At 69.0% G+C, this 26,412-nt stretch carries 19 protein-coding genes; 9 read left to right on the top strand and 10 right to left on the bottom strand.

Annotated features, from left to right (window positions below; translation table 11 throughout):
- The first annotated feature begins 8 nt into the window (after window positions 1-8).
- Complete coding sequence (locus tag F4X11_03375; protein ID MYN64055.1) at window positions 9-1,172, top strand: sensor histidine kinase; 1,164 nt, start codon at window positions 9-11, stop codon at window positions 1,170-1,172.
- Complete coding sequence (locus tag F4X11_03380; GenBank protein ID MYN64056.1) at window positions 1,169-1,765, top strand: response regulator transcription factor; 597 nt, start codon at window positions 1,169-1,171, stop codon at window positions 1,763-1,765. Before F4X11_03375 ends, F4X11_03380 begins: the two co-directional genes overlap by 4 nt.
- Before the next feature lie 123 nt (window positions 1,766-1,888).
- Here F4X11_03380 and F4X11_03385 read toward each other — a convergent pair whose 3' ends face one another.
- From F4X11_03385 to F4X11_03395, 3 genes are all read right to left on the bottom strand, one after another.
- Window positions 1,889-3,373 (bottom strand): transcriptional regulator, encoded by a 1,485-nt coding sequence (locus F4X11_03385; protein MYN64057.1) that lies wholly within the window; start codon window positions 3,371-3,373, stop codon window positions 1,889-1,891.
- Window positions 3,374-3,626: 253 nt separating this feature from the next.
- Window positions 3,627-4,991 carry a DUF1552 domain-containing protein gene (locus tag F4X11_03390; GenBank protein MYN64058.1) on the bottom strand — a complete coding sequence of 455 codons (1,365 nt, stop codon included), beginning with the start codon at window positions 4,989-4,991 and terminating at the stop codon, window positions 3,627-3,629.
- A gap of 24 nt (window positions 4,992-5,015) precedes the next feature.
- Window positions 5,016-7,619, bottom strand: a complete 2,604-nt coding sequence (locus F4X11_03395) for a DUF1592 domain-containing protein (protein ID MYN64059.1) — start codon at window positions 7,617-7,619, stop codon at window positions 5,016-5,018.
- 102 nt (window positions 7,620-7,721) lie between these two features.
- Here F4X11_03395 and F4X11_03400 point away from each other — a divergent pair, with 102 nt between their 5' ends.
- Entirely contained in the window at window positions 7,722-8,261 is a 540-nt protein-coding gene (locus F4X11_03400) for a hypothetical protein (protein ID MYN64060.1), read from the top strand.
- A complete protein-coding gene (locus F4X11_03405) occupies window positions 8,251-8,934 on the top strand; it encodes a hypothetical protein (protein MYN64061.1) in 684 nt (227 codons plus the stop codon). The genes F4X11_03400 and F4X11_03405 overlap by 11 nt, the downstream gene beginning before the upstream one ends.
- 24 nt (window positions 8,935-8,958) lie before the next feature.
- Here F4X11_03405 and F4X11_03410 read toward each other — a convergent pair whose 3' ends face one another.
- The 3 genes from F4X11_03410 to F4X11_03420 form a co-directional block, all read right to left on the bottom strand.
- The gene (locus F4X11_03410) at window positions 8,959-9,744 is read right to left on the bottom strand and encodes a hypothetical protein (protein MYN64062.1); all 786 of its coding nucleotides are present in this window, start codon (window positions 9,742-9,744) and stop codon (window positions 8,959-8,961) included.
- A gap of 105 nt (window positions 9,745-9,849) precedes the next feature.
- Window positions 9,850-11,907, bottom strand: coding sequence for a hypothetical protein (locus F4X11_03415; protein ID MYN64063.1), 2,058 nt, complete (start codon window positions 11,905-11,907; stop codon window positions 9,850-9,852).
- A gap of 38 nt (window positions 11,908-11,945) precedes the next feature.
- Window positions 11,946-13,652, bottom strand: a complete 1,707-nt coding sequence (locus tag F4X11_03420) for a sulfatase-like hydrolase/transferase (GenBank protein MYN64064.1) — start codon at window positions 13,650-13,652, stop codon at window positions 11,946-11,948.
- A 187-nt stretch (window positions 13,653-13,839) separates the two neighbouring features.
- Between F4X11_03420 and F4X11_03425 the strand changes: the two genes are divergently transcribed.
- Window positions 13,840-16,689 carry a hypothetical protein gene (locus tag F4X11_03425; GenBank protein MYN64065.1) on the top strand — a complete coding sequence of 950 codons (2,850 nt, stop codon included), beginning with the start codon at window positions 13,840-13,842 and terminating at the stop codon, window positions 16,687-16,689.
- 142 nt (window positions 16,690-16,831) lie between these two features.
- The gene (locus F4X11_03430; GenBank protein MYN64066.1) at window positions 16,832-17,014 is read left to right on the top strand and encodes a hypothetical protein; all 183 of its coding nucleotides are present in this window, start codon (window positions 16,832-16,834) and stop codon (window positions 17,012-17,014) included.
- Here the strand turns inward: F4X11_03430 and F4X11_03435 are convergent.
- Window positions 16,987-17,442, bottom strand: a complete 456-nt coding sequence (locus tag F4X11_03435) for a hypothetical protein (GenBank protein ID MYN64067.1) — start codon at window positions 17,440-17,442, stop codon at window positions 16,987-16,989. The genes F4X11_03430 and F4X11_03435 overlap by 28 nt on opposite strands.
- On the opposite strand from F4X11_03435, the gene F4X11_03440 reads away from it, so the two are divergent.
- From F4X11_03440 to F4X11_03450, 3 genes are all read left to right on the top strand, one after another.
- Complete coding sequence (locus F4X11_03440; protein MYN64068.1) at window positions 17,441-17,803, top strand: hypothetical protein; 363 nt, start codon at window positions 17,441-17,443, stop codon at window positions 17,801-17,803. The two genes, F4X11_03435 and F4X11_03440, sit on opposite strands and share 2 nt — an antisense overlap.
- Before the next feature lie 88 nt (window positions 17,804-17,891).
- Window positions 17,892-19,658 carry an efflux RND transporter periplasmic adaptor subunit gene (locus tag F4X11_03445; GenBank protein ID MYN64069.1) on the top strand — a complete coding sequence of 589 codons (1,767 nt, stop codon included), beginning with the start codon at window positions 17,892-17,894 and terminating at the stop codon, window positions 19,656-19,658.
- Between the two features lie 66 nt (window positions 19,659-19,724).
- The gene (locus F4X11_03450) at window positions 19,725-22,853 is read left to right on the top strand and encodes an efflux RND transporter permease subunit (protein MYN64070.1); all 3,129 of its coding nucleotides are present in this window, start codon (window positions 19,725-19,727) and stop codon (window positions 22,851-22,853) included.
- An 84-nt stretch (window positions 22,854-22,937) separates the two neighbouring features.
- On the opposite strand, the gene F4X11_03455 is transcribed toward F4X11_03450, so the two are convergent.
- The 3 genes from F4X11_03455 to F4X11_03465 all read right to left on the bottom strand — a co-directional run bounded on the left by F4X11_03455 (window position 22,938) and on the right by F4X11_03465 (window position 26,382).
- Window positions 22,938-24,788 carry an AAA family ATPase gene (locus F4X11_03455; GenBank protein MYN64071.1) on the bottom strand — a complete coding sequence of 617 codons (1,851 nt, stop codon included), beginning with the start codon at window positions 24,786-24,788 and terminating at the stop codon, window positions 22,938-22,940.
- 451 nt (window positions 24,789-25,239) lie between these two features.
- Complete coding sequence (locus tag F4X11_03460) at window positions 25,240-26,127, bottom strand: redoxin domain-containing protein (protein MYN64072.1); 888 nt, start codon at window positions 26,125-26,127, stop codon at window positions 25,240-25,242.
- Window positions 26,128-26,148: 21 nt separating this feature from the next.
- Window positions 26,149-26,382 (bottom strand): hypothetical protein, encoded by a 234-nt coding sequence (locus F4X11_03465; protein ID MYN64073.1) that lies wholly within the window; start codon window positions 26,380-26,382, stop codon window positions 26,149-26,151.
- Between the last annotated feature and the right edge of the window lie 30 nt (window positions 26,383-26,412).

Here is a 26,412-nt window from a genome sequence, read left to right on the forward strand (position 1 = left end):
ATCAGGTGATGGCCGGTAGCCTCGGCGATGCGGTCGGCGGAGCAATCTTCGCGCTACACCGGCGCCTACTGCCGGCGACGACCCGCGTGGGCCTGATGCCGTACCTGTGGCTGTTCTGGCTGATCGGCTTTTTCCTGAAGTGGTTCTTCGTTCCGCTCGAGCCTGTCGAGTTCACGCTCGCGCTGCTCACCATGCCGGTATTCCTGGTGCTCTACTTCAACGGATACCGGGGCTCCGGCCAACGCATCCTGCTCAGTATCGTGGGTATTCTGCTCATCGCGATCGTGTGGACGCCGGTGAATGTGGGAGCAACGAGCTTCTTCGTCTACGCTGCTGCGTTCGTCGGTCGGGCGGCTCGACCGCCGCGCGCCTACCTCTGGCTCGCGGGCATCGTGCTGCTCGTGGTCGTAGAGTGGCTGGTGTTCGACCTCGTCAACCTCGTTCCGTGGTTCGGTGGTGCACTCTCGCTGCTGGTCGGCTCGGCGGGTATCCACTCTGGTGAGCTCGAACGTCAGGACGCAGTGCTGAAGCTGTCGCAGGCCGAGGTGCGCCGGCTCGCGGTCGTCGCGGAACGGGAACGGATTGCACGCGACCTGCATGATCTTCTCGGTCACACGCTTTCTCTAATCACCATCAAGGCGGAGCTGGCCGCGAAGCTTATGGCACGTGGGGATCACCGCGCCGAGCAGGAGATTCGTGACGTTGAGAACATCTCCCGCGATGCGCTGCGAGAAGTACGTGAGGCGGTGGTCGGATTTCGGCGGGCGGACCTGGACAGCGAACTGGCGAGCGCGAGGCTGGCTTGTGCGGCGCGCGGTATCGAGCTCACGGTAGACAGGCCGAACCTCGATCTATCGTCGCATTGCGGGGAGGTGCTGGCGATGTGCTTGCGCGAGGCGATCACGAACGTCGTTCGCCATTCCGCCGCGCGCCGGTGCCGCGCAAGTCTGGTTCGCGAGGGTCGGTGGATACGCCTTGCTGTCGAGGACGACGGGCGAGGCGGCACGATCCGCGCGGGTGCCGGCTTGGCCGGTCTGCGCGAACGGGTCGAGTGGGCGGGAGGCCGGGTGACGGTAACGGCAGCCCGTGGCGTGACCCTCACGGTTCGCATCCCGGCCGACCCGAAGCATCCGACCGCCGGGCTGCCGACGACGCGGGAGGCAAACGCGTGATCCGGGTGCTGGTAGCTGAAGATCAGGCGATGGTGCTGGGGGCGTTGTCGGCGCTGCTCGACCTCGAGGACGATATCGAGGTCGTTGCCCGGGCACAGGACGGGGCCGAGGCCCTGCGGCTGGCCGAACGACTGCAGCCGGATCTGGTGATCGCAGACATCGAGATGCCGCAGTTGACCGGGATCGAGCTCGCGGCGCGGCTGGTCGAGCGGGGCATGAAGGTGGTCATCGTCACGACCTTCGCCCGCCCCGGTTATCTGCGCCGGGCGTTGGACGCGGGCGTCAGCGGCTACCTGCTCAAGGACGCGCCCGCCGAGGAGCTCGCGCGGACGGTACGCGAGGTGCTGGCCGGCGGTCGAGCCGTCTCACCGGAAGTGGCTGCCGAGGCATGGTTCGAGACCGATCCGCTCACCGACCGCGAGCGTCAGGTGCTGCGCCTGGCTGGCGAGGGCATGTCAGGCGCCGGAATCGCGGCGATCCTTCATTTGTCGGAGGGGACCGTCCGGAACTACCTGTCCGAAGCGATCAGCAAGCTCGGAGCGCGCAACCGCGTTGAAGCCGCTCGCATCGCCCGTCGAAACGGGTGGCTGTGATGGGCCACGGGGCTCCCGTGTGTCGCCTCGCTGCCCTGCGGTGGTCAACTACCCGTCAACTGCGGTAAGGATCGTATTTTCAATAGTTTACATGCACAAAGCGTGCGCTCCGACGGTTACCTGTCAACTACCGGTTGGCAGGACGCCGGCCCAGAACGGGACGTACTTTCGCAGCCTCGGGGAAGCGTTTTCGTCGAACGGCTTGATCGCGCCCGCGGCCACGGCCTCGCGGATGTACCGCGAGACCGTCGCCTTGTTGTTCGTCTTGACGCCGAACCGCTCCCGCAGCGAGGTGTTGGTCAGGAAGTCGCGCGTCACGTACTTCAGGCAGGCGTGCAGGTAGCAGGCCCGAACTCGTTCCCTGCTGTGCATGTCGGTCAGAGGCGTGCGAGCGAACAGGACCACGCGGGTGGAGCCGGGGGGCACCTCGAAGAGCGGAGCAGGGAGCTGGTAACGTTCCACCTGTTCCACGACCTTGTCGATTCCGCCGCCTCGTTCCTCGCAGATGTCGAACCGGCGCATGAGCGACGTGAGCGCCTCGTTCCGCGAAGCCGGTGGGCTGTCGAGGAAGCGCCGAGTGTCCACCAGCGGCTCACCGGGGTTCGTGATCTCGATGCGCCCGTCGAAGATCTCCACCATCGGCCCAGCCCCGGTCACGGAGAAGTCCTGGTGCAGCAGCGCGTTGGCGACCAACTCCCGCACCGCCGGCGCGGGGAATTCCGGTATGGTTCGCCGAAGTGCCTGCCCGATGACCTCGTGCGTGGGCAGCTTGGCGTTGACGTAGTCGATCAGCCCCTCGAAGCCGGAGGCGTAGCCCTTGGTGTGCTCACGCTCTCCCAGGCCCTCGGTGCGTCCCTTGCCGCGGTACTCGATGACGCGTACTGACTTCCGCTTCAACCGCGGAAAGTCGCCGAGATTCCTGGCAAACAGGATGGCGCCCAGGTTCGTGACGTCGAAGCCGCCCGCCTCGCAAGGCGCGACAAGACGATCCCGCTGCAGGGCGTCGAGAATGGCGGCGCGGCCGTCAGGGAGCGGTACGCCGAGAAGGTGGAAATACGCCGGGTAGTCGAGCTGGAGCAGGATCTCCTCGTCCCTGACACGTTGCGCCGCAACGCTGTCCTCGAAGCGCACCTGATCGAAGATGCGCCAGAGCGCCCGTTCCTCGGGAAAGTCCTTGAGCTTCTTCTTGTAGCTTCCGACGCGGATGTACTCGTGGCCCGCGAACCGCACCGGATGGCGTGCGGCCCGGGCGATCTCCGCCAGAATGACGGGTCCCGCCTCGGTGTCCAGACGGAGAAAACGAAAATCGATCTTCGGATCGAGCAGGCGCAGGAGCCAGCTCTCCAGCGCCTCGTTGCCCTTCTTCGCAACCGTGGGATCAAAGGCCGTTCCCACGATGGCGTAGTCCGAATCTCGGACGCCCCAGACCAGATAGGCGGCAGCCTTCCCGACCAGCGCCGCGGAGTTGGCGAGCGCAGAGAGGTACTCACCGATTTCCTGCGGGTCGCCGTAATTCTGCTTGAACTCCAGCCATTCGGTCTCGCCGGGCAGGGCGCGGAGCTCGTGGAGCAGTCCGTTGAGGTACGCGGATGAGCGCTGACCGTTCACGTCTCGGTTCCTTCCGCCTCGGCGGTCCCGCCCGGTGTTGCCTCACGCGCCGGCGTGTCTGATGAGTCTGGTGACGACCCGGCGTCGCGCGCAAGTAGCGCAACAGGTCCCTGGATACGTCGACGTTCGACGCTATGCGAAAAACTCCAATAACGGTGCCGGCTAGTGCAATTTTGGCGCGAAAAGTCAATAGTGGCGCCCGAGCAAGAGCGAGGATCTCGCGCCAGCGGCCGCCGGTTCGCGCCGGCGAGTCTCACACCTCCGACAGGTGCGCGATGGCCCCGGTGCTGTCGCCGATCGACTCGGCCGGCACGCCCATGTGGTGCAGCATCGTCAGCAGCAGGTTGGCCATCGGCGTCTCGTCCGGGTAGGTGACGTGGCGTCCGGGCGTGAGGCGGCCGCCGCCGCGGCCGGCCAGCAGCGTCGGCAGGTCGTGGTGATCGTGCCGGTTGCCGTCCGAGATGCCCCCGCCGTAGACGATCATCGCGTGGTCGAGCAGCGACCCGTCGCCGTCCGCGGCGGTGCGCAGCTTCTCGACGAAGTAGGCGAACTGTTCGACGTGGAAGCGGTTGATCTGCGTCACCTTCTCGATCTTCACCGGGTCGCCGCGGTGGTGGGTCAGGCCGTGGTGGGCCTCCGAGATGTCGATCTCGCGATAGACGCGGTTGCTCAGCTCGATGGCATACATCAGGGTGATGACACGGGTCAGGTCCGCCGCGAGGGCGACCGTCATCAGGTCGAACATCAGGCGGACGTGCTGGATGAAGTCGCCGGGGAGGCCGGACGCGGGCCGGTCGAGGTCCGGAGGCGCCAGGTCGGCGTCCCGTTCGCTGCTCGCGATGCGGCGCTCGATCTCGCGCACCGAGAACAGGTACTCGTCCAGCTTGCGCCGATCGGTCGGGCCCAGCGTCCCGCTCAGGCGGCGGGCGTCCCCCAGCACGACGTCGAGCACGCTGCGGTCGTAGCGCCGCTGCCGGGCGCGGACCGCCGGGTCCCGTTCGACGTCCTCCGCGCCGAACAGGCGCTCGAAGGCGGCCCGCGGGCTCGCTTCGAGCGGCATCGGCGACGAGGGGGTCCGCCACGAGATGCTGTTGCTGTAGGCGCAGCTATAGCCGCTGTCGCAATTGCCGCCGAGCAGACCCGGCTCGCAGCCCAGCTCGAGAGACCCGAAGCGCGTCTCGCCGCCGACGTGCGCCGCCGCGATCTGGTCGGCCGAGACCCCCGCCTGGATGTCGGCGCCGTAGGTCTTCCTCGGGTGGACGCCGGTGAGATAGCTCGCCCCTGCGCGTGCATGGTCGCCGGGACCGTCGCCGAGCGCGCGGCCGCCATTGTGCGTAAGCCCGCTCAGTACCGAGATGTCGCTCCGGAAGGGAGTCATCGGCTCCAGCACGCGGGGCAGCGCGACGGGCAGTGGAGCGATGGGACTGGCGGTTTCCGGGGTCCACTCCGGCATGACGATGCCGTTCGGTACGTAGACGAAGACCATCCGATTCGGCGCCGCGGCGGCGTGCGCGGTGCGGGCGAACGCCGGCACCATGGCGTCGAGGAACGGCAGCGCCAGCGTGGCGCCGACGCCTCGGAGGACGGTCCGTCGCGGAAGGGATCGTTGCATGGTCATGTTCGCGTCCTTGCTCGTCCCGCTCTACGGCGCCGACTCTCGGCGTGCACGCGTCTCGGCGCGCCGCATGCGGAACGGCGCGCTCTCGACGACGCCGGTGACGAACGCCGACCAGCGGCCGCCGTTCTCGCGGGCCGTGTCGACGATCGCCGCCAGCGCCTCGGCGTCGTAGTGCTCCAGCCCGCGGCCGAGGGCGTAGGTCAGCAGCTTCTCGCTCAGGTTGCGCCGAAACGCGTCCGCGCGGTCGCGCAGCACCTGCTTCAACTCGGCCGGCCCGCGGAACGTCGTACCGTCGGGCAGCACGCCGGTATCGTCGATTGGAGCGTCGCCCTCGTGCGTCCGCCAGGCGCCGGCCGCGTCGTACTTCTCCAGGCCGAAGCCGATCGGATCGATCTGGTTGTGGCACACCGCGCAGCTCGGGTTGGTGCGATGCGCCTCCATCTGCTCTCGGAGCGTAGCGCCGCCACTGGCGGCGCCGTCGGCTTCCAGCGCCGGGACGTCCGCGGGCGGCTCCGGCGGCGGCGCCCCGAGCAGGTTCTCGAGCACCCACTTGCCTCGTAACACCGGCGACGTGCGCGTCGGATAGGAAGAGACGGTCAGGACGCTCGCGTGCGACAGCAGGCCGCTACGCTGTCGTCCGTCGAGAGCGACCCGCTGGAAAGCCTCGCCGTCGATCCCGGGTATTCCGTAGTGGCGGGCAAGCGGGCCATTGACGAAAGTGAACGGCGCGTCGAGCAGGTCGAGCACGCTGCGGTCCTCGCGCACGATTGTCTGCAGAAACAACTCGGTCTCGATGCGCATGGCGTCGCGCAGCTCGTCGTCGACGGTCGGGAACCGCGCCGGGTCCGGCTTGGCGCGGTCGAGCGCGCGCAACTGCAGCCACTGCGCCGCGAAGTCGGTGACGAGCGTGCGGGCCTTCGGGTCCGCCAGCATGCGCAGCGTCTCGGCCCGCAGCACGGCCGGGTCGCTGAGCCGTCCCGCATCGGCGAGCCGGAAGAGCCGCTCGTCCGGCATGTCGGCCCAGAGGAAGTACGACAGCCGCGAAGCCAGCTCGTGGTCGTCGAGCGCTCGCACGTCCTCACCGGCCGCCGGGTCGCGCTCGATGCGGAACAGGAAGTTGGGGGAGAGCAGCACTGCCTGCAGAGCGAGCCGGATACCCTCCTCGAACGAATCGCCCGCCGCCCGTGCCTGCCGCACCAGGCCGAGCAGCGGGTCGACGTCGGCCGCGGTCACCGGCCGGCGGTACGCGCGGCGGGCCAGGTTCGTCACCACCTCGCGGGCGCAGCCCTCGTCGTGCTTACCCGGCCGGGGCCGGCAGACCAAGATGCGGTCGTAGCTCGCGGGCGGGGCCTGGCTCGGGTTGAAGGGGCCGACGATGTCGACGTAATCGACGTACAGGACCCGCCGGCCGTCGTCCATCACGTTGTCGCGCGGGTCGTCGATGTCGGCGACGTGCGGATAGGAGATGCGGAAGTCGCGCACCCCGGCCGTCACCGGCACGCGCGTGACGAACTCCCCGCGCTCGTACCCGAAGGCGTTGCTCCCCTCGATGAGCTCCTCGCGAAACACCTGCCCGTCGAGCGTCGCGACCACCGGCACCGGCGGCTGGCTCTGCCGGGCGTCTTCGATGAAGCGGGCCAGCCGTTCCTCGGCGGTCATGCGTGCTTCGAGCGCCCGGTCGCGCCGGTCGTGCTCCTCCGCCTCGATCGCTCCGCGGGCGATGAGCTGCCGCCGGCTGTAACGGTAGTTGGCGGCGCGGAAGCGAAGCTCGTACTCGGCGTCCCACGGAAACAGGTGCGAGCCGTACAGGGCGCCCCGCATCGAGTAGGGCAGGATGTTCGCGCCGGTCAGGTCGTTGCCGGCGTCGTGCGAGCGCCTGCCCATGTAGCGGGCGAGCAGGGTCGGCTCGGCGGGCACCGGCTCGCCGAAGATGGCGACGCGCGAGAGCCGCTTCGCCGCCGCGACGTATTTCTCCATCAGCAGCGGCGACACCGACAGCACATCGCCGATGTTGTCGAAGCCGTAGCCGGAATCGTCGATCGGGAACTCGTCGGCCGGGCTGCCGTGGACGCCAAGCAGGCTGCGGACCGTGTTGTCGTACTCGACCCGGTTGAGCCGGCGCGCGGTCACGCGACCCGGATCGGCCGTCCTGCGGTAGCCTGCGTCGGCCAGGTACGCTTCGATGGACGCGCTCAGGCGTGCGATCGCGTCGTCAGCCGGTCGGGGGCGTCCCGGGGGCGGCATCTGCCCGGCATTCAGCCTTCCCAGCACCCGGGTCCACGTATCGATCTGCGGCTCGACGGCGGCACCGGCGGTATCCCGCTCTCTGGAAGCCGCCTGCGGGTCGAGCGTAGCGGCGAGCCGTTCCAGATTGAGGTTCACCGTGCTCAAGCGGTTGCCGTGGCAGACGACGCAGTGCTCGGCGAAGAACGGCGCGGCTTCGGCGTGCAGCGCGTCGGCCGGGGATGCGCTCGCCGCTTCGGGTGCCTGTGCGGCGGCCGTGCCCGGAACCGTCGTCGCTGCCAGGGCGAGCAACAGGCAAGCGCCGCCCAGCCGCCGACGGGTGGAACCGAGACCGAGGCGCGCGCGGAAAGTCTCCCACATGGTGCGGATCATTATGGCACCCATGTCGACCTGCGGATGGGCGAGTTCATCGAGCGGACGCTCATGACGTAACGAGTAGGGCCGTCGTGTTATTCTGTATTCCAGATTCTGGAATATGGAACGCCGATGAGTCCGTCTGCGCTGCTCTCCCAAGACGTCGTGGTGCTTGCGAAGTTGCTGAGCTATGCCGACCACCGGCCACCCTTGGTGCGGATGGCTGCGGACCTGCTCCTTAGCGGGTCCCAGGTACACGCTGCCCTGAACAGGCTGGCAGCCGCACGGTTGGTCTTCAAGGACGCCCGCAGCAGCCGGCCCAACCGGAGCGCGGCAGAGGAGTTCTTCGTGCACGGCGTTAAGTACATGTTTCCGGCAGTCCGAGGCGGTGTCACCCGGGGAATGCTCACTTCATACGCAGCCCCGCCCTTGGACCGTCAGATCTCGGGTGGCCCCGATCTCCCGCCCGTCTGGCCGTTCGCGATGGGGAAGCACAGAGGCGTCTCCATCGAGCCCCTATACAAGACTGTACCCCTGGCAGCGCGCGCGGACCCGAACCTCTACGAGCTGCTGGCCCTGCTGGACGCCTTGCGGGACGGTCGCGCTCGGGAGAGGAGCCTTGCTGAGCGTGAGATCGTAAAGCGGGCAAGAGAACGTCCTCATGCAAGATGATCCCAACCTCCAGTTGCTGCAGGCGGCGGCCCAGGCTCTGGAGCCAATGCTCGGAGAGGTGGTGTTCGTAGGCGGATGTGTTACAGGACTGTTGATCACGGATCCTGCGGTCGCTGGTGTACGACCGACGACGGACGTCGACGTGATCGCCGAGGTGTATTCGTACGCCCAGTACGATGAGCTGTCCGACCGGCTCCGAGAGCTTGAACTGGTTCAGGACGCTCGCGAGGGTGCGCCGACTTGCCGGTGGCGTCAAGGAAACCTGACGATAGACGTAATGCCGATTGACGAGGAAGTCCTGGGGTTCGCCAACCGCTGGTATCTGCCGGCCATGGAATCGTCTGAGAACATCGAACTGGCCGGGTTGACTCTTCGCCGCATCACCCCTGTCTACTTCATTGCAACCAAGCTGGAGGCTTTTCACGGACGCGGGGCCGGTGACTATCTCACCAGTCATGACCTCGAAGACATCATCACGGTTGTCGACGGACGAGAAGAGCTGGTTGCCGATGTGCGAAACGCGCCGGAGGACGTGCGCGGCTACATCCAGAACGAGTGTGGGGCACTGCTCCGCTCGGAGGACTTCCTCAACGCCATGCCTGGACTCGTCCAGGAGGGCGTTCGTCTCCCTGTGCTGCGGGAACGACTCGATGCGTTGGCGTCTCGGGCGTGATCGGCGGGTTTCCCGCCGTTGCTCTCAGCCGGAACGAGCGTACGACGCCTCCGCCTCTCGCACGCGGACGCAGGCCCGCTGCCGGCGGCGCACGATGCGCGCCACGGCCGCCGTGCGTTCGTCACGGGTCACGCTGAGTCGCACACCGGCCACGGCCTCGCACACATCGTCTGGCGTGAGTCCCCCGAGGACGTTGGAGGAGGCGAGACGCCGCGGCGCCGTTCGGGGACGCAAGGCGCGGAACTCTGCCCGCGGAGTGCCGGACCCGTCCGGATCCTGCAGCAGCCAGAGCTCCGGCACCCCCAGGTCGGCGTAGCGCTCGATCTTGCTCTCGTCGGCGCTCGTGATCTCGACCTCTACCACGAGATCGGGTGCGTTCGCGTCGAAGAACGCATCGGCCGCCTCTTTTCCCTCCGCGAGTACGGCGCGGTAGGCCCTGGCCTGCTCACCGACGTAGAACGCGCAGTCCGGCTCCATGCCCGTACCAGGGGGAGCAGTTGGTTCCCGAAGCCGCGCCGCAAGGAGCCCTTTCACCGCACCTGTGAGCGCGCTTGCCGCGACATCCACCACATGGTCGAGGGTCCGGGCAAGCTCCTCGTGGAGCCGCGACGGGGCCATCAGCGTGATGAGGCCGCGCACGGGATCGAGGTAGACGCGCCGGAACGACCGGTTCCAGTCGATGGAGGCCAGCTCGACCACGGTCTGCGGGTCGGCGTGCAGGACGTGGATGGTGGACCCGAGGGGCCCGGTGTGCATCGTGGCCTGACGCTCGGTCTCGGCGCGGGAGCCGTCCTTGGCCACGATGTTCACGATAGCACGCCGCACCGGTCGCCACCCGGCGGCGTGCTGCCGATGAACGCCACCAGGACGATGAAGCAGTGCGCGGGCGGGGCGCCGAGGCCCCGCCCGCCGTGGTCACTGCTGGCCGTCGTTGCCGGTGTCCTCCTCCATCAGGTAGTCCCAGTGCCGTGCGGCTTGGGCCAGGATGGGCGCGAGGTCTCCGGCGAGCAGGTATCCGTCGCCCACCAGTGCAAGGGCGGCCTCCGTTACCCGGCCGAGGTATTCGGCGCGGCTGCCGTAGCGTTCCTGAATCGACGAGCGCGGGTCGCCGGTGCGGCGGCGGTCATCGACCGTCCGCGGGAACGGGACGTAGGAGCCCTGCATGCTCGACAGCACGTCGGTCGGCCCCGCCTCGGCATGGAACAGGTTCCAGCCGGTGTACGTGGCCAGCGGCACGGCGACCTCAGGCATCATCAGGCCGCCGGTCTCGTTACCGTCGGCGTCGACGCTCGGCACGAGGATCGGGAACGCCGAGAGCACCTCCGGGGGCTGCTCCGAGGCGATGCCGCGGGTCCGGAACTCCGGCCCGTAGACGGCCCGGTAGGCGAGGTGCGGCACGGCAGGTTGTCCGACGCCCGGCAGCTCGGGGAAGCCCAGGTTCTCGGGCAGCACGAGATCGTCGTCCGCGATGCGCGGGAAGACGCTGGACGGCGGGGCCGCCGAGTCGTCGTCGACCCAGCGATCCATGGCCAGCAGCAGCGGCCGCAGGAACCAGGAGTAGTCGTTCGGGTTGCTCAGCTCCTGACCGCTCGTGCGCCGCGGCGGGAAGCGGCCGGGACCGTGCTGGCCGCCGGCGAACGAGTAGATGCGAACGTTGTCGAGCAGCGGCGCGTCCGCCGTCCCGTCGAGGGTGGTGTGGATCAGCGACGCGGCGCGGCCCCAGTACTCGTAGGACGAGTTCGTGTAGAAGACCTTCGGCATGTGTCCGGGCTGGATACCCGCGAGCAGGCCGTCTCGCATGTCCGTCTCCGGGTCGTGCTGCACCACGTCGGTGAACGGGAAGATATCGCTCGGGTAGAGCTTGTTCAGGAACGGGTGGCCGTCGCGCGACGGCTGCGCGAAGCGGTGGTTGAAGCTGCCGCGTCCGCCGCCCGCCACGTGCGACATCACGCCGTCGAACGCCCGCCGGTTCTGTTCGTCGACATTGAATCCGTGGTGCAGGAACGTCCGCAGGAAGCGCCCGCTCTGCGAGACGCCCCAGGCGATGGCATGCTCGATGGCGTCGGCCGGCAGGCCCAGCGCCGGCGTCGCCTCGTACTTCATCTGCGAGATCATGTCGCGGACCGCCGCGGGCCCGAGCCCGACCAGGGCCGGGTCCTTGGCGACGTAGACCACGTCGTAGATCTTGAACGGCTCGAAACCGCCCTCCAGGTAGACCCGGGTCGGATCGTCGACGACCGAGCCGTCGTCGTTGCGCCGGGCGAAGCGCCACTGGTCGCGCGGCACGACGCGCCGCGGCTGGTCGACGCCGTCACGCACCGTCATCACGTTGGCCGGGTCGCCCGGGTCGGCGACCGGATAGGCGATGTGGCTCCGGTCGGCGAGCGAGCGGTCGTATGTGCGCTGGTTGACGATCACCTCGCTGCGGACCAGCCCCGTGAGCGGGTTGCCGTCGTCGGTGGCCACCGGCGTGTGCAGCCGCATCTGACCGTCGCGCACCGGCACGTCGAACTGCCAGCCGAGCCACAGCAGCGAGAAGCCGTTCTGCAGCAGGAACCCGTCGCCCATCTCCTCGGCCGTCTGCGGGTCGCGGCTGCCGGCCGCGTTGTTGAAGTAGCCGAGCATCCCCTTGCCGCCGCGGTTCGACACCTCGTAGAGGACGGTGCCGTTGCCGCGCGCGGCGTCCTTCGGCTTCAGCAGGAAGAAGTTCGAGCGGAACTCCACCATGCCGCGGTCGTTGCGCGGCGCGAAGTCGATGTCGGTGACGATCCGGTTGGCCGGATTCGCCGGGTCGACCTCGAAGTGCACCATGCCGGCCAGCTTCTCGTAGGGCCCTGCGAGGCCATAGGCCATGCCGCCGGCGACGTCGGCGCGGCTCTCGACGTCGACGCGGACCACATCCGCCGAAGCGGTCGCGGCGACGCCGAGCGCAATCACGGACAGGGTCACGAACGTTGCAATGAGGCGATTCATCGGTCCTCCTCGGTCTGGCCGGGAACGCATCCGGTTCACTACCACCAGTTGTAGTCGATGTGGAAATCGTACTGCACGGTCTCGCTGTCGAAGTAGCCGAGCCGGCCGCAGCGGAACCGGAGCTCCCAGTCGAGCATCCGGAACGGGCCGGCGTAGAGTCTCCAGCGCGGCGCGTCGCCCGGCTCGGTGGTGTACTCGATCGTCGCGCCCTCGGTCGGACAGGTCAGCTCCACCGTCGGCGGGTAGTGGAACATGCCGCCGGGCGGATCCGCCTTCGGCGGGGCGGCCGTCTGGTAGACGCCCTCGGGGCGTAAGCGCCGCACCAGGTCGATCTCGGGAATCGCGCCCAGGTCGCCGGTCGTCGCGATCCACTCGTCGAGCGCGGCGCGCATCCGGGCGAGCCGCTCCGTGTGAGCCGGTTCGCCGGCCAGGTTGAGCACTTCGTGCGGGTCGGTCTCGGTGTCGTAGAGCTCTTCCGCCGGCTTCGTCCCCGCCATGAAGTGGCGTTGCGGCCCCACCAGCTCATCTGCCGCCGCCAGCCGCCGCCAGACCTGCATCGTCGGCATCAGGTCCATGTAGGCGATGCGCTGCGCATAGGGCAGTTCGGGGGCGAAGTTCCGGATGTACTTGTAGCGGTGGTCGCGGACCGCGCGGATGCGGTCGTAGGTCTCGTCCATCCGGTCGCGGGTGAAGAACAGGTGCTCGGGCTCGGGCGCCGCGTCCGCGCCCAGGAAGACGCGGCCCTGCATGTGCGCCGGGACCGTAACGCCGGCGAGCGACAGCAGGGTCGGGGCGAAGTCGATGAAGCTGACGAGGTCGCCTCGCACCGTGCCCGGCTCGATGCGGCCCGGCCACCGGACCAGCAGCGGCACGCGCAGTCCGGAGTCGTAGACCCAGCGCTTGCCGCGCGGCAGCCCCCAGCCGTGGTCGCCGTAGAAGAAGACCACCGTGTCGCCGGCCAGCCCGTCGGCCTCGAGCGCGGCGAGAATCTCGCCCGCCTCTGCGTCCATCACGGTGACCAGGTCGTAGTACCGCGCGATGTCCCGGCGGACCTCCGGGACGTCCGGGTAGTACGGCGGCAACGGCGCCGCGGCCGGATCGTGGCGGGCCGCCGGCGTCAACTCCGCGGTCCGCTCGGCGAAACGGTCGTCCGGCATGCGGACCTGGCCCTCGTGCGACGCGCCGAGGTTGAACACCGAGAAGAACGGCTGCCCGGGCGCCCGGTTGCGCCAATGCGCGTGCTCGCCGTTCTGGTCCCAAAGCCCGAGCGGCGCCTCGCGCACCGCGCGGCGGGTCTCGGTCGGCAGCCAGGGCGAGAAGTTGTAGTCGGTCTTGGCGTTGTTGGTCGTGAAGTACCCGGCCGCGCGCAGCCGTTCGGTGAAGCCCTTGACGTGAGGCGGCGGCACGGCGGTGGACCGCATGTGATGCGAGCCGATCGACGTCGGGTACATGCCGGTGATGATCCCCGAACGCGCCGGGGCGCAGACCGGGGTCACCGCGAAGGCGCGCGTGAAGCGGGCGCCCTCGGCGGCCAGCCGGTCCAGGTTCGGCGTGACCGCGTAGGCGTCGCCGTAGCTGCGGTGATGGGGACCGTGGTCCTCGGCGACGATCCAGAGGATGTTCGGCGGCGGCGGGTCGGTACCGGGCGGCGAAGGGGCAGTCGCCAGAGCATCCGGGGCCGGTGCGGTGGTCGCGCCACAGGCGGTGAGCGCGAGCGCCGCCAGCAGGACGCAGGCCCTTCGCATCATCTCTTCCGGCTCGGTGCCGAACGACGGTAGTCGATTATCCGGCGCGGGTCCAATGACGGGCGACGCTCGATTCCGGCTTCGCCACACTGCACGCCGACGTGGCGGTGCTGCTTCCCGGCCTGCTGTAGTCGTTCGAAGGGCGGAACGGCTAAACGGCGGCTTTCGGGTCGGCGTCTACGGTTGCATGCTGCATTCATGGACGGCCCGGATTGCGTTGTGCATCGTGATCGGAGGGCTCGCTTCCGCAGCAGTGCGGGCGCAGGTCGAGCCGCCAGTCGCGGTGGCCGTGCTTCCCTTCGTGAACATCAGCGGTGTCCCGGACGACGACTGGATCGGCGCCGGGATGGCGGAAACCGTGACGGCCGAGTTGCACGGCCGCGCGACGCTGACGCCGATCGGGCGCGAAACGGTCCATGAGGCGGCCCTGGCGGTGGCCGTAGCCGGCGGGACGCCGGATTCCAACGCGGACTTCGTCGAGGTGGGCCGCGCCGTCGGGGCGCGCCTCGTGGCGGGCGGGGGCTACCAGCGCGTCGGCGAACGGATGCGCATCACGGCGAGGCTGGTCGACGTGCGGAACGGCGCGGCCGTCGGCGCGACGGTGGTGGACGGGCCCGTCGCCGAGCTGTTCGCGCTTCAAGATCGCGTAGCGGCCGAATTGCTCGCCTTTGCGGACGCGAACAACGGACAGGGTTTTGCTGCGGAACCGGTAGCGCCACGGCCTGCAGAAGCGGCTGCATCTCCATCCGCCGGCGTGGCCGGCTTCGAGACCGCGCGTGTAGCCCCCGGGTTCATCGACGGACCGCCGCCGCCGCTCCCGCCGGACGTCATCCGCCGCGACGAGGCGCGGCGGGCGACGATCCGCGCCGTCGAGGTGGACGACCCGGTCCGTCTCGACGGCCAGCTCGACGAGCGCGTCTACTACACCGTGCCGGCCATCACCGGCTTCATCCAGCAGGCCCCCGACGAGGGCGCGCCCGCCACCGAGAAGACCGAAGCGTGGATCCTGTTCGACGCGGACAACATCTACGTCGGCGCCCGCATCTGGGACTCGGCGCCGCCGACCCAGTGGGTGGCCAACGAGATGCGCCGCGACACGCGGCAGCTCCGCCAGAACGACACCTTCGCGATCATCCTCGACACCTTCTACGACCGCCGCAACGCGGTGGCGTTCTACACGAATCCCCTCGGCGCGATCGCCGACTTCCAGATCACCAACGAGGGCAATCCGAACAGCGACTGGAACCCGGTCTGGGACGTCCGCACCGGCCGCTTCGAGGGCGGCTGGACGGTGGAGATGGAGATCCCGTTCAAGTCGTTGCGCTACCGCCCGGGACCCTCCCAGGTCTGGGGCGTGCAGCTCCGGCGCAACGTGCGGCGCAAGAACGAGTGGAACTACATCACGCCGTTGCCGATCTCGGCCGGGTCGGGACCGGGCGGGATCTTCCGCGTCTCCGATGCGGCCACGCTGGTCGGACTCGACGCGCCGAGCGGCAGCAAGAACCTCGAGGTCAAGCCGTACGGGATCGGCGGCGTCAGCACCAACCTCGCCGCGTCGCCGCCGATACGCAACGCCGGTGACGGGAACGGCGGCCTCGACGTCAAGTATGGCGTCACCCAGAACCTGACCGCCGACTTCACCCTCAACACCGACTTCGCGCAGGTCGAGGTGGACGAACAGCAGGTCAACCTGACCCGCTTCAACCTGTTCTTCCCCGAGAAGCGGGAGTTCTTCCTGGAGGGCCGCGGCATCTTCGACTTTGCGCGCGGCGGTTTCTTCGGCGGGTTCGGCGGTGCGCTGCGCCGCACCGGCGGCGGCTTCTTCGGCGGCGGCAACGCCCCGACCATCTTCTACAGCCGCCGGATCGGCCTGCAGAACGGAACCGTGGTGCCCATCGTGGGCGGTGGACGGCTCACCGGCAAGATCGGCGCGTTCGACGTCGGCGCCCTGAACATCCAGACCGACGACGAGGTCCTGGCGGGCGCGGAGATGACGAACTTCACCGTGGTACGCCTCAAGCGCGACATCCTGCGCCGCAGCAGCCTCGGCGCGATCTTCACGAACCGGTCGCTGTCGCTCGTGGGCGACGGTTCCAGCCAGTCCTACGGCGCCGACGCGACGTTCTCCTTCTACGAGAACGTCAGCCTGCTGGGGTACATGGCCCGCACCCAGGTTCCGGATCCCACGCGGCGGGGGGACGACCTGAGCTACCAGGGGCGCTTCGACTACGGTGGCGACCGCTACGGCTTTCAGGCCGAGCACCTGCTGGTCGAGAAGAACTTCATCCCGGAGGTCGGCTTCCTCCGGCGCGACAACTTCCGCCGCAGCTACGCGAGGGCGCGGTTCAGCCCCCGTCCGCAGTCGCTGGCCAACATCCGCCAGTTCCGGCTCGAAGGAAGCTACGACTACATCGAGACGGCCGATCTGGGAATCGTGGAGACCCGGCAGTCCCAACTGGGATTCTCGACCGAGCTCGAGAACAGCGACCGGTTCGGCGTGTCGGTGGCGGAGAACTACGAGTTTCTCCACCGCGAGTTCACCCCGGGGCCGGACGACGTGATCTTTCCGGTCGGCGGCTACAGCTTCTTCGACGTCGAGGCCACCTGGTCGCCCGGCACCCAGCGCCGCCTCAACGGGACCTTGGCCGTGCTGGCCGGCGACTACTTCGACGGCAGCATCCGCACGGTCGCCTTCCGTCGCGGACGCATGGAGGTGACCCAGCGGCTCTCGCTGGAGCCGAGCGTCTCGGTCAACTGGATCGACTCTCCGTACGGATCGTTCCGCACGGACCTCATCGTTTCGCGCGTGAACTGGACCTTCACGCCGCGGATGTTCTTCAGCGGGTTGATTCAGTACAACTCGAGCAGCAACACGGTCAGCAACAACCTGCGGCTGCGCTGGGAGTACGCGCCCGGCAGCGAGCTGTTCGTGGTCTACACGGAGGACCGCGAGACCGATCCCCTGCGCCCGGACCGGTTCTCGGAGCTGCGCAATCGCGGCTTCGTGGTCAAGATGAACCGCCTGTTCCGCTTCTGATCCCGCTCGCCCGGGCGCGGCCAGGCAGCGTCCGGGTGAATGTCGGCGCCGCACACCGCCCGCGGCTCGCCCGCCGGCAGGCGGGAATATCACCCTTGCTTTCCCGGTCTGTACTCGGGAACGGCAGCGTCGGGGGAGAGCCATGACGATTCGGCATTTCACGACCTTGACGGAGAGGATCCCGGATACCATGTTGCGGCGCGCCATCGCGGCTGCGCTCGCCAACGGTGTGCCGCGGACCGCGGCGGAGTTCTCGCGCTTTCACGAGGACGTCGTCGACGAGCTCCGCCTCGCAGCCTACCGTCCGCGCGAGCGGGCTGTCTGACGCATCGAGAGTGGGGCGGAAGAATTCTGGCGGCCCGCGAGTGCACTCAGCAGGGAGTCCGAGATGTACCGGATCAGCATGCAGCTCTTCGCAATCGGCGTGATCGCGGCGGTCGCGTTCGGCGTCGCATCGGGGGCGGCAGCCGCGGCGCCGGCCGCGGCGGGTGCCGTCCAGAACCATGAGCGGGCGCTTGCCGGCTCCTGGGTGATCAACGAGGACCTGAGCGACGAGCTGCGGCCGCAGCCGGGCGGGCGCGACGGCGATGGCGGGGGACGTGGCCCCGGCGGCTTCGGTGGTCCGGGTTGGGGACCGGGCGGCGGCTTCGGTGGGCGCGGCGGCTTCGGTGGGCGCGGCGGCTTCGGCGGGCGCGGCGGCGGCTTCGGTGGCGGCGGCGACCCGCAACAGATGGCCCGGATGCGGGCGCACATGCAGGAGGCGATGCGGGATCTGATGACCGCGCCGCGCCGCATGACCATTACGGCGGACGATCGGGAGATCGTCCTGGCCTATGGCGACCGCCGCGTGGTCCGGCTGATTCCCGACGACCGCGAGCATTCCGGGCTCGCCGGCACCAGCGCGCGGGTGACGCGCAAGACGCGCTGGCGCGGCGCGGTGCTGGAAGCCGACATCGAGCTGCAGTCGCGGGTGGAGCTCCGCGTGCGCCAGGCCTACGAGGTACGGCTCACGGAGAGCGGCTACCGGCAGTTGATCGTGACCACGCGCGTCGACGCCGGCCGGCGGGGCCGCGACCGCGAGCTGCGGCGGGTCTACGACATCGAGCTACGGTAGCGACGGCACCGGGGCCCGCGCGACGCGTCACGGTCCGGCGGCAGGCAGCGGGAACAGACCCGCCGCCCCAGCGGTCACTGGTAACGCAATGCCGGACCGCGTAAACCATCGCGCCGGTCGCGGCGTCTTCGACTCCAGGAATATGCCCAGACACCTTGCCGCCTTCCTGCTCGTGGCCGTGGGCGCTGCCAGCGTGCTCGTCTATCAGCGCGTCATGCCCGCCGGAGAGGCAGGCCCGGGACGGCCCGGCGGCGGCGCGCCCGGCGGGTTTCGTCCCGGGGGCGGCCGCGGCGCCTTCGGTGCCCGGCCCATGCGCGTGAATTCGGCCGGCGTCGTGCGGTCGGACATCGCCGAGCAGCTTCAGATCGTCGGCAACCTGACGGGTGCGGCCACCGTGGAGGTGGCCCCCAAGATAAACGGCCGCCTGCGGCAGGTCGAGCTGCGTCTCGGCGATCCGGTGACGCGCGGGCAGGAGGTGGCGCGGGTCGAGGACGACGAGCTCCGCCAGCAGGTGAGCCAGGCCGAAGCGTCGTTCGAGGTCGCCCGCGCGACCGTGCGGCAGCGCGAAGCCGACCTCCTGCTCGCCGAGACCACCCGGGATCGGTCGCAGAGCCTGTTCTCCCGCGCGCTGGTTTCGCGGCAGGAGCTCGATGACGCCGAGGCGCGGTATCAGGCCGCGAACGCCCAGCTCGATCTGGCGCGCGCGCAGTTCGACGAGGCGGGCGCCCGGCTGGAGGAGCTCCGCATCAATCTGGACAACACCGTCATGGTCTCGCCGGTCGACGGGTTCATCGGCCGGCGCTATCTCGATCCGGGCGCGTACGTGACGTCGAACACCGCGGTGGTGTCCGTGGTCGACATCAGCCTGGTACGCCTGGTGGCCAACCTGGTCGAGCGCGATCTGCGGTTGGTGGAGGAGGGCGTACGAGCCCGCATCGAGGTCGATGCGTTTCCGTCGGAGTCGTTCGATGGCCGCGTCGCACGAATAGCTCCCGTCCTGGATCCGGCGACTCGCACCGCGGAGATCGAGATCGAGGTCCCCAACCCGGATTTCCGATTGAAGCCGGGGATGTATGCCCGCGTAAGCCTGGTGGTCGGCAACAAGAGCCAGGCGCTGGTCGTTCCGCGCGAGGCGGTGGTGGTCCGCACCTCGGCGCGCGGCGTGTTCCGGGTCGACTCCGGGGGCGGGGCGCCGACGGCGCAGTTCGTCTCGCTCGTCACCGGACTGGAGGACGAGCTGCACGTCGAGGTGGTGGAGGGCCTGTCGGAAGGGGACCGGGTGGTGACCACCGGCGCGGCCGGCCTGCAGCACGGCGATCCGATTCTGCTGGCTGACGCGGGCGGACCGGGCGGCAGTCCTGGACGAGGCGGACTACCCGGGCCAGGTGGACCGCGTGGACGAGGCGGATCGCCCGGCGTGAACTCGGACAGCGGCGTGGGACCGGGCTCTGCTGCCGCCCGCCGAGCCCCGCCGGGCGCGGTTGCGGAACCGGGCGCCACTCACGGGAACACGGCCGGGCGCCGTGCCGTTGCTGCCGGTCGTCCCGCGTCGCGAGGCTCGGCGAACGAAGCGTCGGGCACCGGAAATGCGGTGCGGGGCAGCGCCGTTCCCGGCGCCGGCAATGCGATGGCCGCGCCGGTTGCCGGGCGCGACGCGATCGGCAGCGCCGGGTCGCCGGCGTCCGGCGCCGCCGCCGGCCGTGTACCGGCTCCCCGCAACACCGTGCTCGAAGCGCTGGGCATCACGCCGTCCGGCACCGCCCGTGAACCGGAGCCGTCGCCCGGCGCCGCCGCGGGGCAGAGGCGGGGCGACACCGCGGGTCGGCCGGGTTCCTCCTCGGCCCCGCAGCGCTGATCGACACCGCGCAACCACCCGTAACGCGGAATCGGCAGGCAACGCCCAGTAGAACCGGAGCCCGTCATGAGCCTTCCCAGAATCGCCGTCCGCCGCCCGGTCACGATGTCGATGATGAGCATCTCCATCGTGCTGATCGGCATCGTGGCGCTGTCGCGCCTGCCGGTCGACCTGATGCCCGACGTGACGTTTCCGAGCCTGACCGTCACGGTCAGCTATCCGGACGTCGGGCCGCTGGAGATGGAGGAGCTCGTCACCCGGCCGCTCGAGCAGACCGTGGCCGCCATCGCGGGACTCGAGGAGGTGGTATCCACCTCCCAGGAGGGGCAGAGCCAGCTTCGGCTGAACTTCGACTGGGGGACCGACCTGAACGAGGCGGCGGACGATCTCCGGTCGCGGATCGATCGCATGCGGGGGAGGCTGCCGGAGGATGCCGAGCCGCCCGTCATCTTCAAGTTCGACGCGGCCAACGCGCCGATCATGTTCCTGGGCCTGGAGGGCGATCTGACGCCGGTGGCCCTGCGCGAGCTGGCCGAGAACGACCTGTCGCCGCGCCTGGAGCGGGTGCCCGGGGTGGCCACGGTGACCGTCCGCGGCGGCCTGCGCCGCCAGATCCGGGTCGAGCTGGCGAAAGACAGGATCACCGCCCTCGATCTTGCCGTGAACGAGGTCATCGACCTGCTCCGGATCGAGAACCAGAACGTGCCGATCGGCGAGCTCGACGACGGCGACATGACCTACCTGCTGCGCAGCCCCGGGCAGTTCGCGAACCTGGAGGACATCCGCAACGTGGTGGTGATGACGCGCGGCGGCGTGCCGGTGTACATGCGCGACATCGCGGAGGTGAGCGACGGGACGGAAGACCAGGAGGAGCTGATCCGCATCAATGGACGCACCGCCGTCCAGATGATGATCAGCAAGCAGTCGGGGCGCAACACCGTGGAGGTCGCGCGGGCCGTGCGCTCCGAGATCGACCGCGTCAACACCGAGATGCCGGCGGTCCGGCTCTCCACCCGGATGGATTCGGCGATCTTCGTCGAGCGCTCGATCAACGCCGTCCGCAACGTCGTGCTGTGGGGCGCGATGCTCGTCGTGGTGGTGCTGTTCGCTTTCCTGCGCAACGTCCGGACGACGCTCATCATCTGCACCGCCATCCCGATCTCGATCATCGGCACGTTCGCGCTGGTCTACTTCGCCGGCTTCACGCTCAACACGCTGACGTTCGGCGGGCTCGCGTTGGGCGTCGGCATGATCGTCGACGCCTCCATCGTCGTGCTCGAGAACACGTTCCGGCACATGGAAGGAGGCAAGGACCGGATCACCGCGAGCGTGGACGGGACCGAGGAGGTCAGCGGGGCCATCGTCGCGTCCACCCTGACGCAGGTGGCGGTGTTCCTGCCGCTGCTGTTCTTGACCGGGGTGTCGAGCATCGTCTTCGGCCAGTTGGCGGTCGTGGTGATGATCGCGCTGGCGATGTCGCTGTTCGTGGCGGTGACGCTGGTGCCGGTGATGACGTCGCGGCTGCTGCGGCTGCCGCCGCCGGCGGACCAGCGGACGGGGGCCTACGGCCGGTTTCTGACGCTGAGCGAGCGTGGCCTCGAGCGCCTCGACGAGATCTACCAGCAGGGCATACATCACGCGCTGGCGCACCGGCCCACCGTGCTCGTGGTCGCGGGCGTTCTCGTCTGGGTGACGGTGATGCTGGCGCCGACCATCCCGATCGAGCTGACTCCCGAGGTGGACGAGGGCGAGGTGCGCATCTCCGCCGAGCTGCCGATCGGAACCCGCTTCGAGCGCACCCGCGACGTGATGCTGGAGCTGGAGAACCGCATTCGGGCGGAAGTGCCCGAGGCGGTCAACATCACCAATCAGGTGGGCGGCGGGCGCGGTCCGTTCGGCGGCGGGTCCAGCCACCGCGGCTCGATGACGGTGACCCTGCTGGACAAGACCGAGCGGGAGCGATCGAGCAACGAGATCGCCATGGCGTTGCGGCGCTCGTTGAACACCATTCCCGGCGCCATCATCCGGGCGCGGGCCTCCGGGGGCAACCGGATGATGACGCGGCTGATGCGCAGCGGCTCCGGCGACGACGCGCGGCTGGCGCTGGAGATCCGCGGCCACGACCTCGACGACGCGCGCCGGGTCTCGGAGCGGGCCATGGCCGTCATGAACACCACCGAGGGGGTCGCGGACGCGGAGATGGCGTCCGAGCAGGGCAGGCCGGAGCTGGCCATTCAGGTCGATCGCGCCAAGGCCGCGCTGCTCGGCCTGCGCGTGTCGCAGGTCGCGGACGCGCTGCGCACCGGGGTGGCCGGCACCGAGGCCGCCTTCTACCGCGAGCGGGGCGACGAGTATCCCATCGTCGTGCGCCTGCGCGAGGAGGACCGGCTGCGGACGATGGACATCAACGACGTCCCGCTGAGTACGCCCGGGGGCATGGTCATCCCGGCGCGCACCGTGATCGCGGTGCGCGCCGAGTCCGGTCCGGAGCAGATCGAGCGCAAGAACCAGGAGCGGATCGTCCGCGTCAACGCGGAGATCGAGACGACGCTGAGCGAGGCGGTCTCGGCCGTCAACGCGCGGATCCCGGAGATGGCGGCGCCGACCGACTTCTCCGTGGGCTTCGGCGCCGAGGTCGAGGAGCAGGCGCGGTCGTTCGGCCAGATGCAACTCGTCCTGATCCTGGCCATGTTCCTCGTCTACGCGGTGATGGCGGCGCAGTTCGAGTCGCTGCGCGACCCGTTCATCATCCTGCTCTCGATCCCGCTGGCCGGCATCGGCATCGTCGCGTCCCTGCTCCTGACCGGAACGCCGTTCAGCCTGCAGGCGTTCATGGGGGTCATCGTGCTGGGCGGGCTCGTCGTCAACAACGCCATCCTGCTCGTCGACTACACGAACATCCTGCGGCGCCGCGACGGCATGCCGCTGCGCGCTGCGGTGGAGCGCGCGGGACGCACCCGGCTGCGTCCGATCCTGATGACCACGTCGACCACGCTGCTCGGCATGGTGCCGATGGCGCTCGGCATCGGCGAGGGCTCCGAGCTGCAGGCGCCGCTCGCCCGCGTCATCATCGGCGGGCTGCTGTCGTCGACGCTGGTGACCCTGGTCGTGGTGCCGGTCGTCTACACCCTTTTCGAGGAGGGGCTGGCGGGTCTGCTGGGCCGGCCGAAGGAGGGCGTGGCGCCGGCCTCGTAGGGAGAACCTGCCGGGGCCGGAGGGCTCTTTGAAGTCTTCTACCGGCCCTTCCCCGGGACATGGGTCGACGTGAGCACGACTCCGTCAGTTGCGGCTCGCGCGACCGGTGCGCCCGGGTGCACGGCTGAGCGTGTGCAAGGCACGGAGGGCCTTCCTGATGTCTGCGGGAACGGCGGCCATGTCGCGAATGATGTCTCGCTCCGCGATCCGCAGGGCGAGTCCGCGGGACTGAAGCCACGTACGAAGATCGCCGAGGACGGCTTTCGCGTCACACCACCGTTCGGGGTCCTTCCACCGAGCGTTCAGGAACTGGTCGGCCCGGTCGAGCGCAGTCTTCAACGCGAGCCTTCTGTCCTCCTGCTGGATGCGCGTCGCTACGGACTGCCGAACGTGCTCGCGCTGGGCGTCCAGAAGCCGATCGAGTTCCGCCACGAACGCCTGCCGCTGCTGTTTCCATACCGTGCCGAGCTGTCGCTCGTCGGCCTGGCGGTCGAGCACGGTCAGGATTGCCGTGCGGTCCAGCAGGTAGTTCTCAATCTCGTTCGCGTCCCACAGCAGAAGCTTGAAGTCGAGCTGGTACGCGTCGGTCTTCGCCCGGCCGGCATGGGTTCGTAGCACGGTGCGGCGCGACGCATCGGTGCGATAGTCCCGGTCTCCGATTGCCAGCATGCGAACGGGTCGTCCCGACGCGATGTCGGGGCTGTTCAGGAGGTCGCGGACCTGCCGGCCCAGATCGAGCACGCCAGCGTCGACCGGACTCCGATACGTGTACAGAAACGTCAGTCCACGCCAGATGTCCTGCTGTTTCTTCTCGCCCCAGTGCTTCCGCGCGAACTGCTGCAGCAGGTTCCTATCGCGCTTGTTCTCGACGAATACCACGGCTCGACTCGTCAGCAGCGGGACGATCTCCATGCGATCCATGGCGCCCAGCTCCTCGAGAAGTCGGAGCTGATCGGGCTCGACGCGCAATGCGGCGACACGGCCGTCCATGCAGATGCGGACGGCTCCCTCGGGCGCCGCGTTCAGAAGCTGGGGCGAATGGGTCGCCAGGATGAACTGCACCCGCTCCTCGCTCCCCAGTCGGGCCAGGATTCGCATGAGCCGGTCCTGCAGTCGGGCGTGCATGTGGGCGTCCGGCTCGTCCAACAATACCGTTCCCGCTCCGGGTGCGAGCACGGACGCCAGGATTTGCAGCGCCTGATGGAAGCCTGAGCCCGCGGTCATGACGTCCCGTTCCCGTGTCAGCACGCGGTCGCGGTACGTGGCGTTCAGGAACCGGTCCACTTCGAGGTCGAATGCCACGGAGACCGAGCTCTCCGGGAACAACTCCTTCAGGAGCTCCTGGAGCGTGCTCCAGCGCCCGCCGGCGTGCTCTCGCAGATCCCACAACAGGTTCCGCACCATTTCGCCATGGCGCTGGAGACGCAGCCGGTCCCGGCGGGCCGGCAGAGTGAGGTACTCCTCGCGCGGGAGAAAGCCCGAGAAGATGGGAATGAGCCGGATCTCCCGTCCGTCGACAGCCTTGCGCCAGTCGCCCGTGACGCTCGGGACGATGCTGAAGCGGTTGTAGAGCATCTGGAGCTGAAAGCCGATCGTCGCCCCGCTGTCGAATTCCGCACGCAACGACAGCGCATTCCACTGTCCCTTGGTGCGCACGCGCCCGTTCGGCCAGAGATCCCCGGGATCGGCCACCGGCAGGACACCGAACTCGTCGGGACTCACGGACCGACGGGCCAGAGCGAGCTGCTTCGGTTCGCGACCGTTGCCGTTCGCCCTGCGGGTCGTCTCCACGCAGTACTGGAACAGGGTGAGCGCGTGCAGGATCGTCGACTTGCCGCTGTTGTTGGCGCCGACCAGCACGGTCACGTCGTCGAGGTCGATGACGGTTTTCTGCTCGAAGCGCTTGAAGCCCTCGATGGTGAAGCGGCGGATCATTCAGATTGCCTTGAGGGTCGTTGGCGCTCCCTCATTCGCGACAGTCGCATCGCACCGCGGATGCGCTCCACGTACTCCGCGCCGGTCTCTGGGAATCCTTTCCATGCGCCCGCGGTACGCTTGGCCAAGCGTATGCGGTCCGCCCTGCTCAGGACGCGCTGCGGCGGAATCAGGACGCGCTGCGGCGGAATCTGCGTGCGCTGCATGAGGTACTCACCATACATCGCCTTGCGGTCATCAACGTTTGGCCCCGCTCCTCCCGGTGGCTGCTGTCGTCAGCACCGGGTGGTGCCGGTCACGTACACCCTGTTTCGAGGCGGGCGTGCAGGGGTCTGCTACGCCGGCCGAAAAGCGGGGATGGCGCCGGCCTCGTAGAAGAGGCCGGGCGCAGTTTGTCGCACGAAGTCGGACGAGCGGGGTGACGGACCTCTGCCGCCCGCCGGCGAAACGTCTACTGCTGCAGCGCGCGCGTCCGGTCGAGCGGCTGCACGGCGAGCGTCCAGGTGAGCGGAACCGACTCGGGGTTGAAGCAGACCTTGTCGTCGCACGCCTGATAGTCGAGGCGGCCGGTCAGCGTCAGGGCGTCGATCTCGGCGAGGCGGGCCGTCGACTCGGGGTCGCCCTCCACCACGATTTCCTGCACGAGCCGGAACGGCCGCTGGTACACCGGCACGCGCTCGTCGAGCGGCTCGAAGTGGTAGATCTCCGACGCCGGATACTCTGCCGCCGGCGCTCGCAGGAAGCTCGGCATGTCCAGGTGCAGGCCGATCACGCGGTAGCCCATCTCGGCGGCGCCCGGCGCGTAGACGTGCATGTTGGCCTTGGGCGCGATGTCCAGCGCGAGGTGGAAGCGGCTGCCGACGGTGATGTCGGGATTGCTCTGCGATGCGGAGATCTCCAGGTGCGCCGTCTCGCCCGAAGAGCCGGAGATGCCCGAGAGCGGCGTGCCGAGCTTCAGCATGATGTTCGCCGCGGTGTTGCGCTCGCGGTAGAACTCCTCGAAGAAGCGCGACGTGACGCGTCCCTCGCGGTCGACCACGAAGGTGCCCGGGAACGGGGTGCCGACGATCATCGGGTTGGCCCCGAAGACCGAGACGTACTGCGCGACGTCGGCCTTGACGTCGGCGTCGTCCCGGTTGGGCCCGATCCCCTCCTCGGCGACGTGGTTGTAGATGCCGAAGGCCCGGATCGCGGCCGAGTCGTCATCCGAGAGCAGCGGTACGTCCGCAACGCCCTTGCGCTCCGCGAAGGCGGCCAGCACTTCCTGCGAGTCGTAGCTGATGGCGGCGACGCCGAGTCCCTGCGCCCGAAGCTCACCGAGACGTTCCTGCAGCTCCACGAGCTGCGCTTTGCAGTACGGTCACCAGTCGGCCGAGCGGTGGAAGACCAGCATCGCGCCCCGCTCGCCCAGGATGGTGTCGAGCGTCCGGACGCGGCCGTACTGGTCGGGGAGGGCGAAATCCGGAATCTTCTCGCCCACCTGCGGGCCGAGCGACGCGACGTCGATCGGCTCCCGCTCCTGGGCCGACGCCGGTACGTGCGCCAATAGCACGACGGCGGCGGCGACCGTCAACGCCTGAAGCATGTGTGTCATGCGGTGAATGGTAGCACCGTGTCCGCCGAC

The sequence above is a fragment of the Acidobacteriota bacterium genome (assembly GCA_009861545.1).
Lineage (GTDB): Bacteria > Acidobacteriota > Vicinamibacteria > Vicinamibacterales > UBA8438 > WTFV01.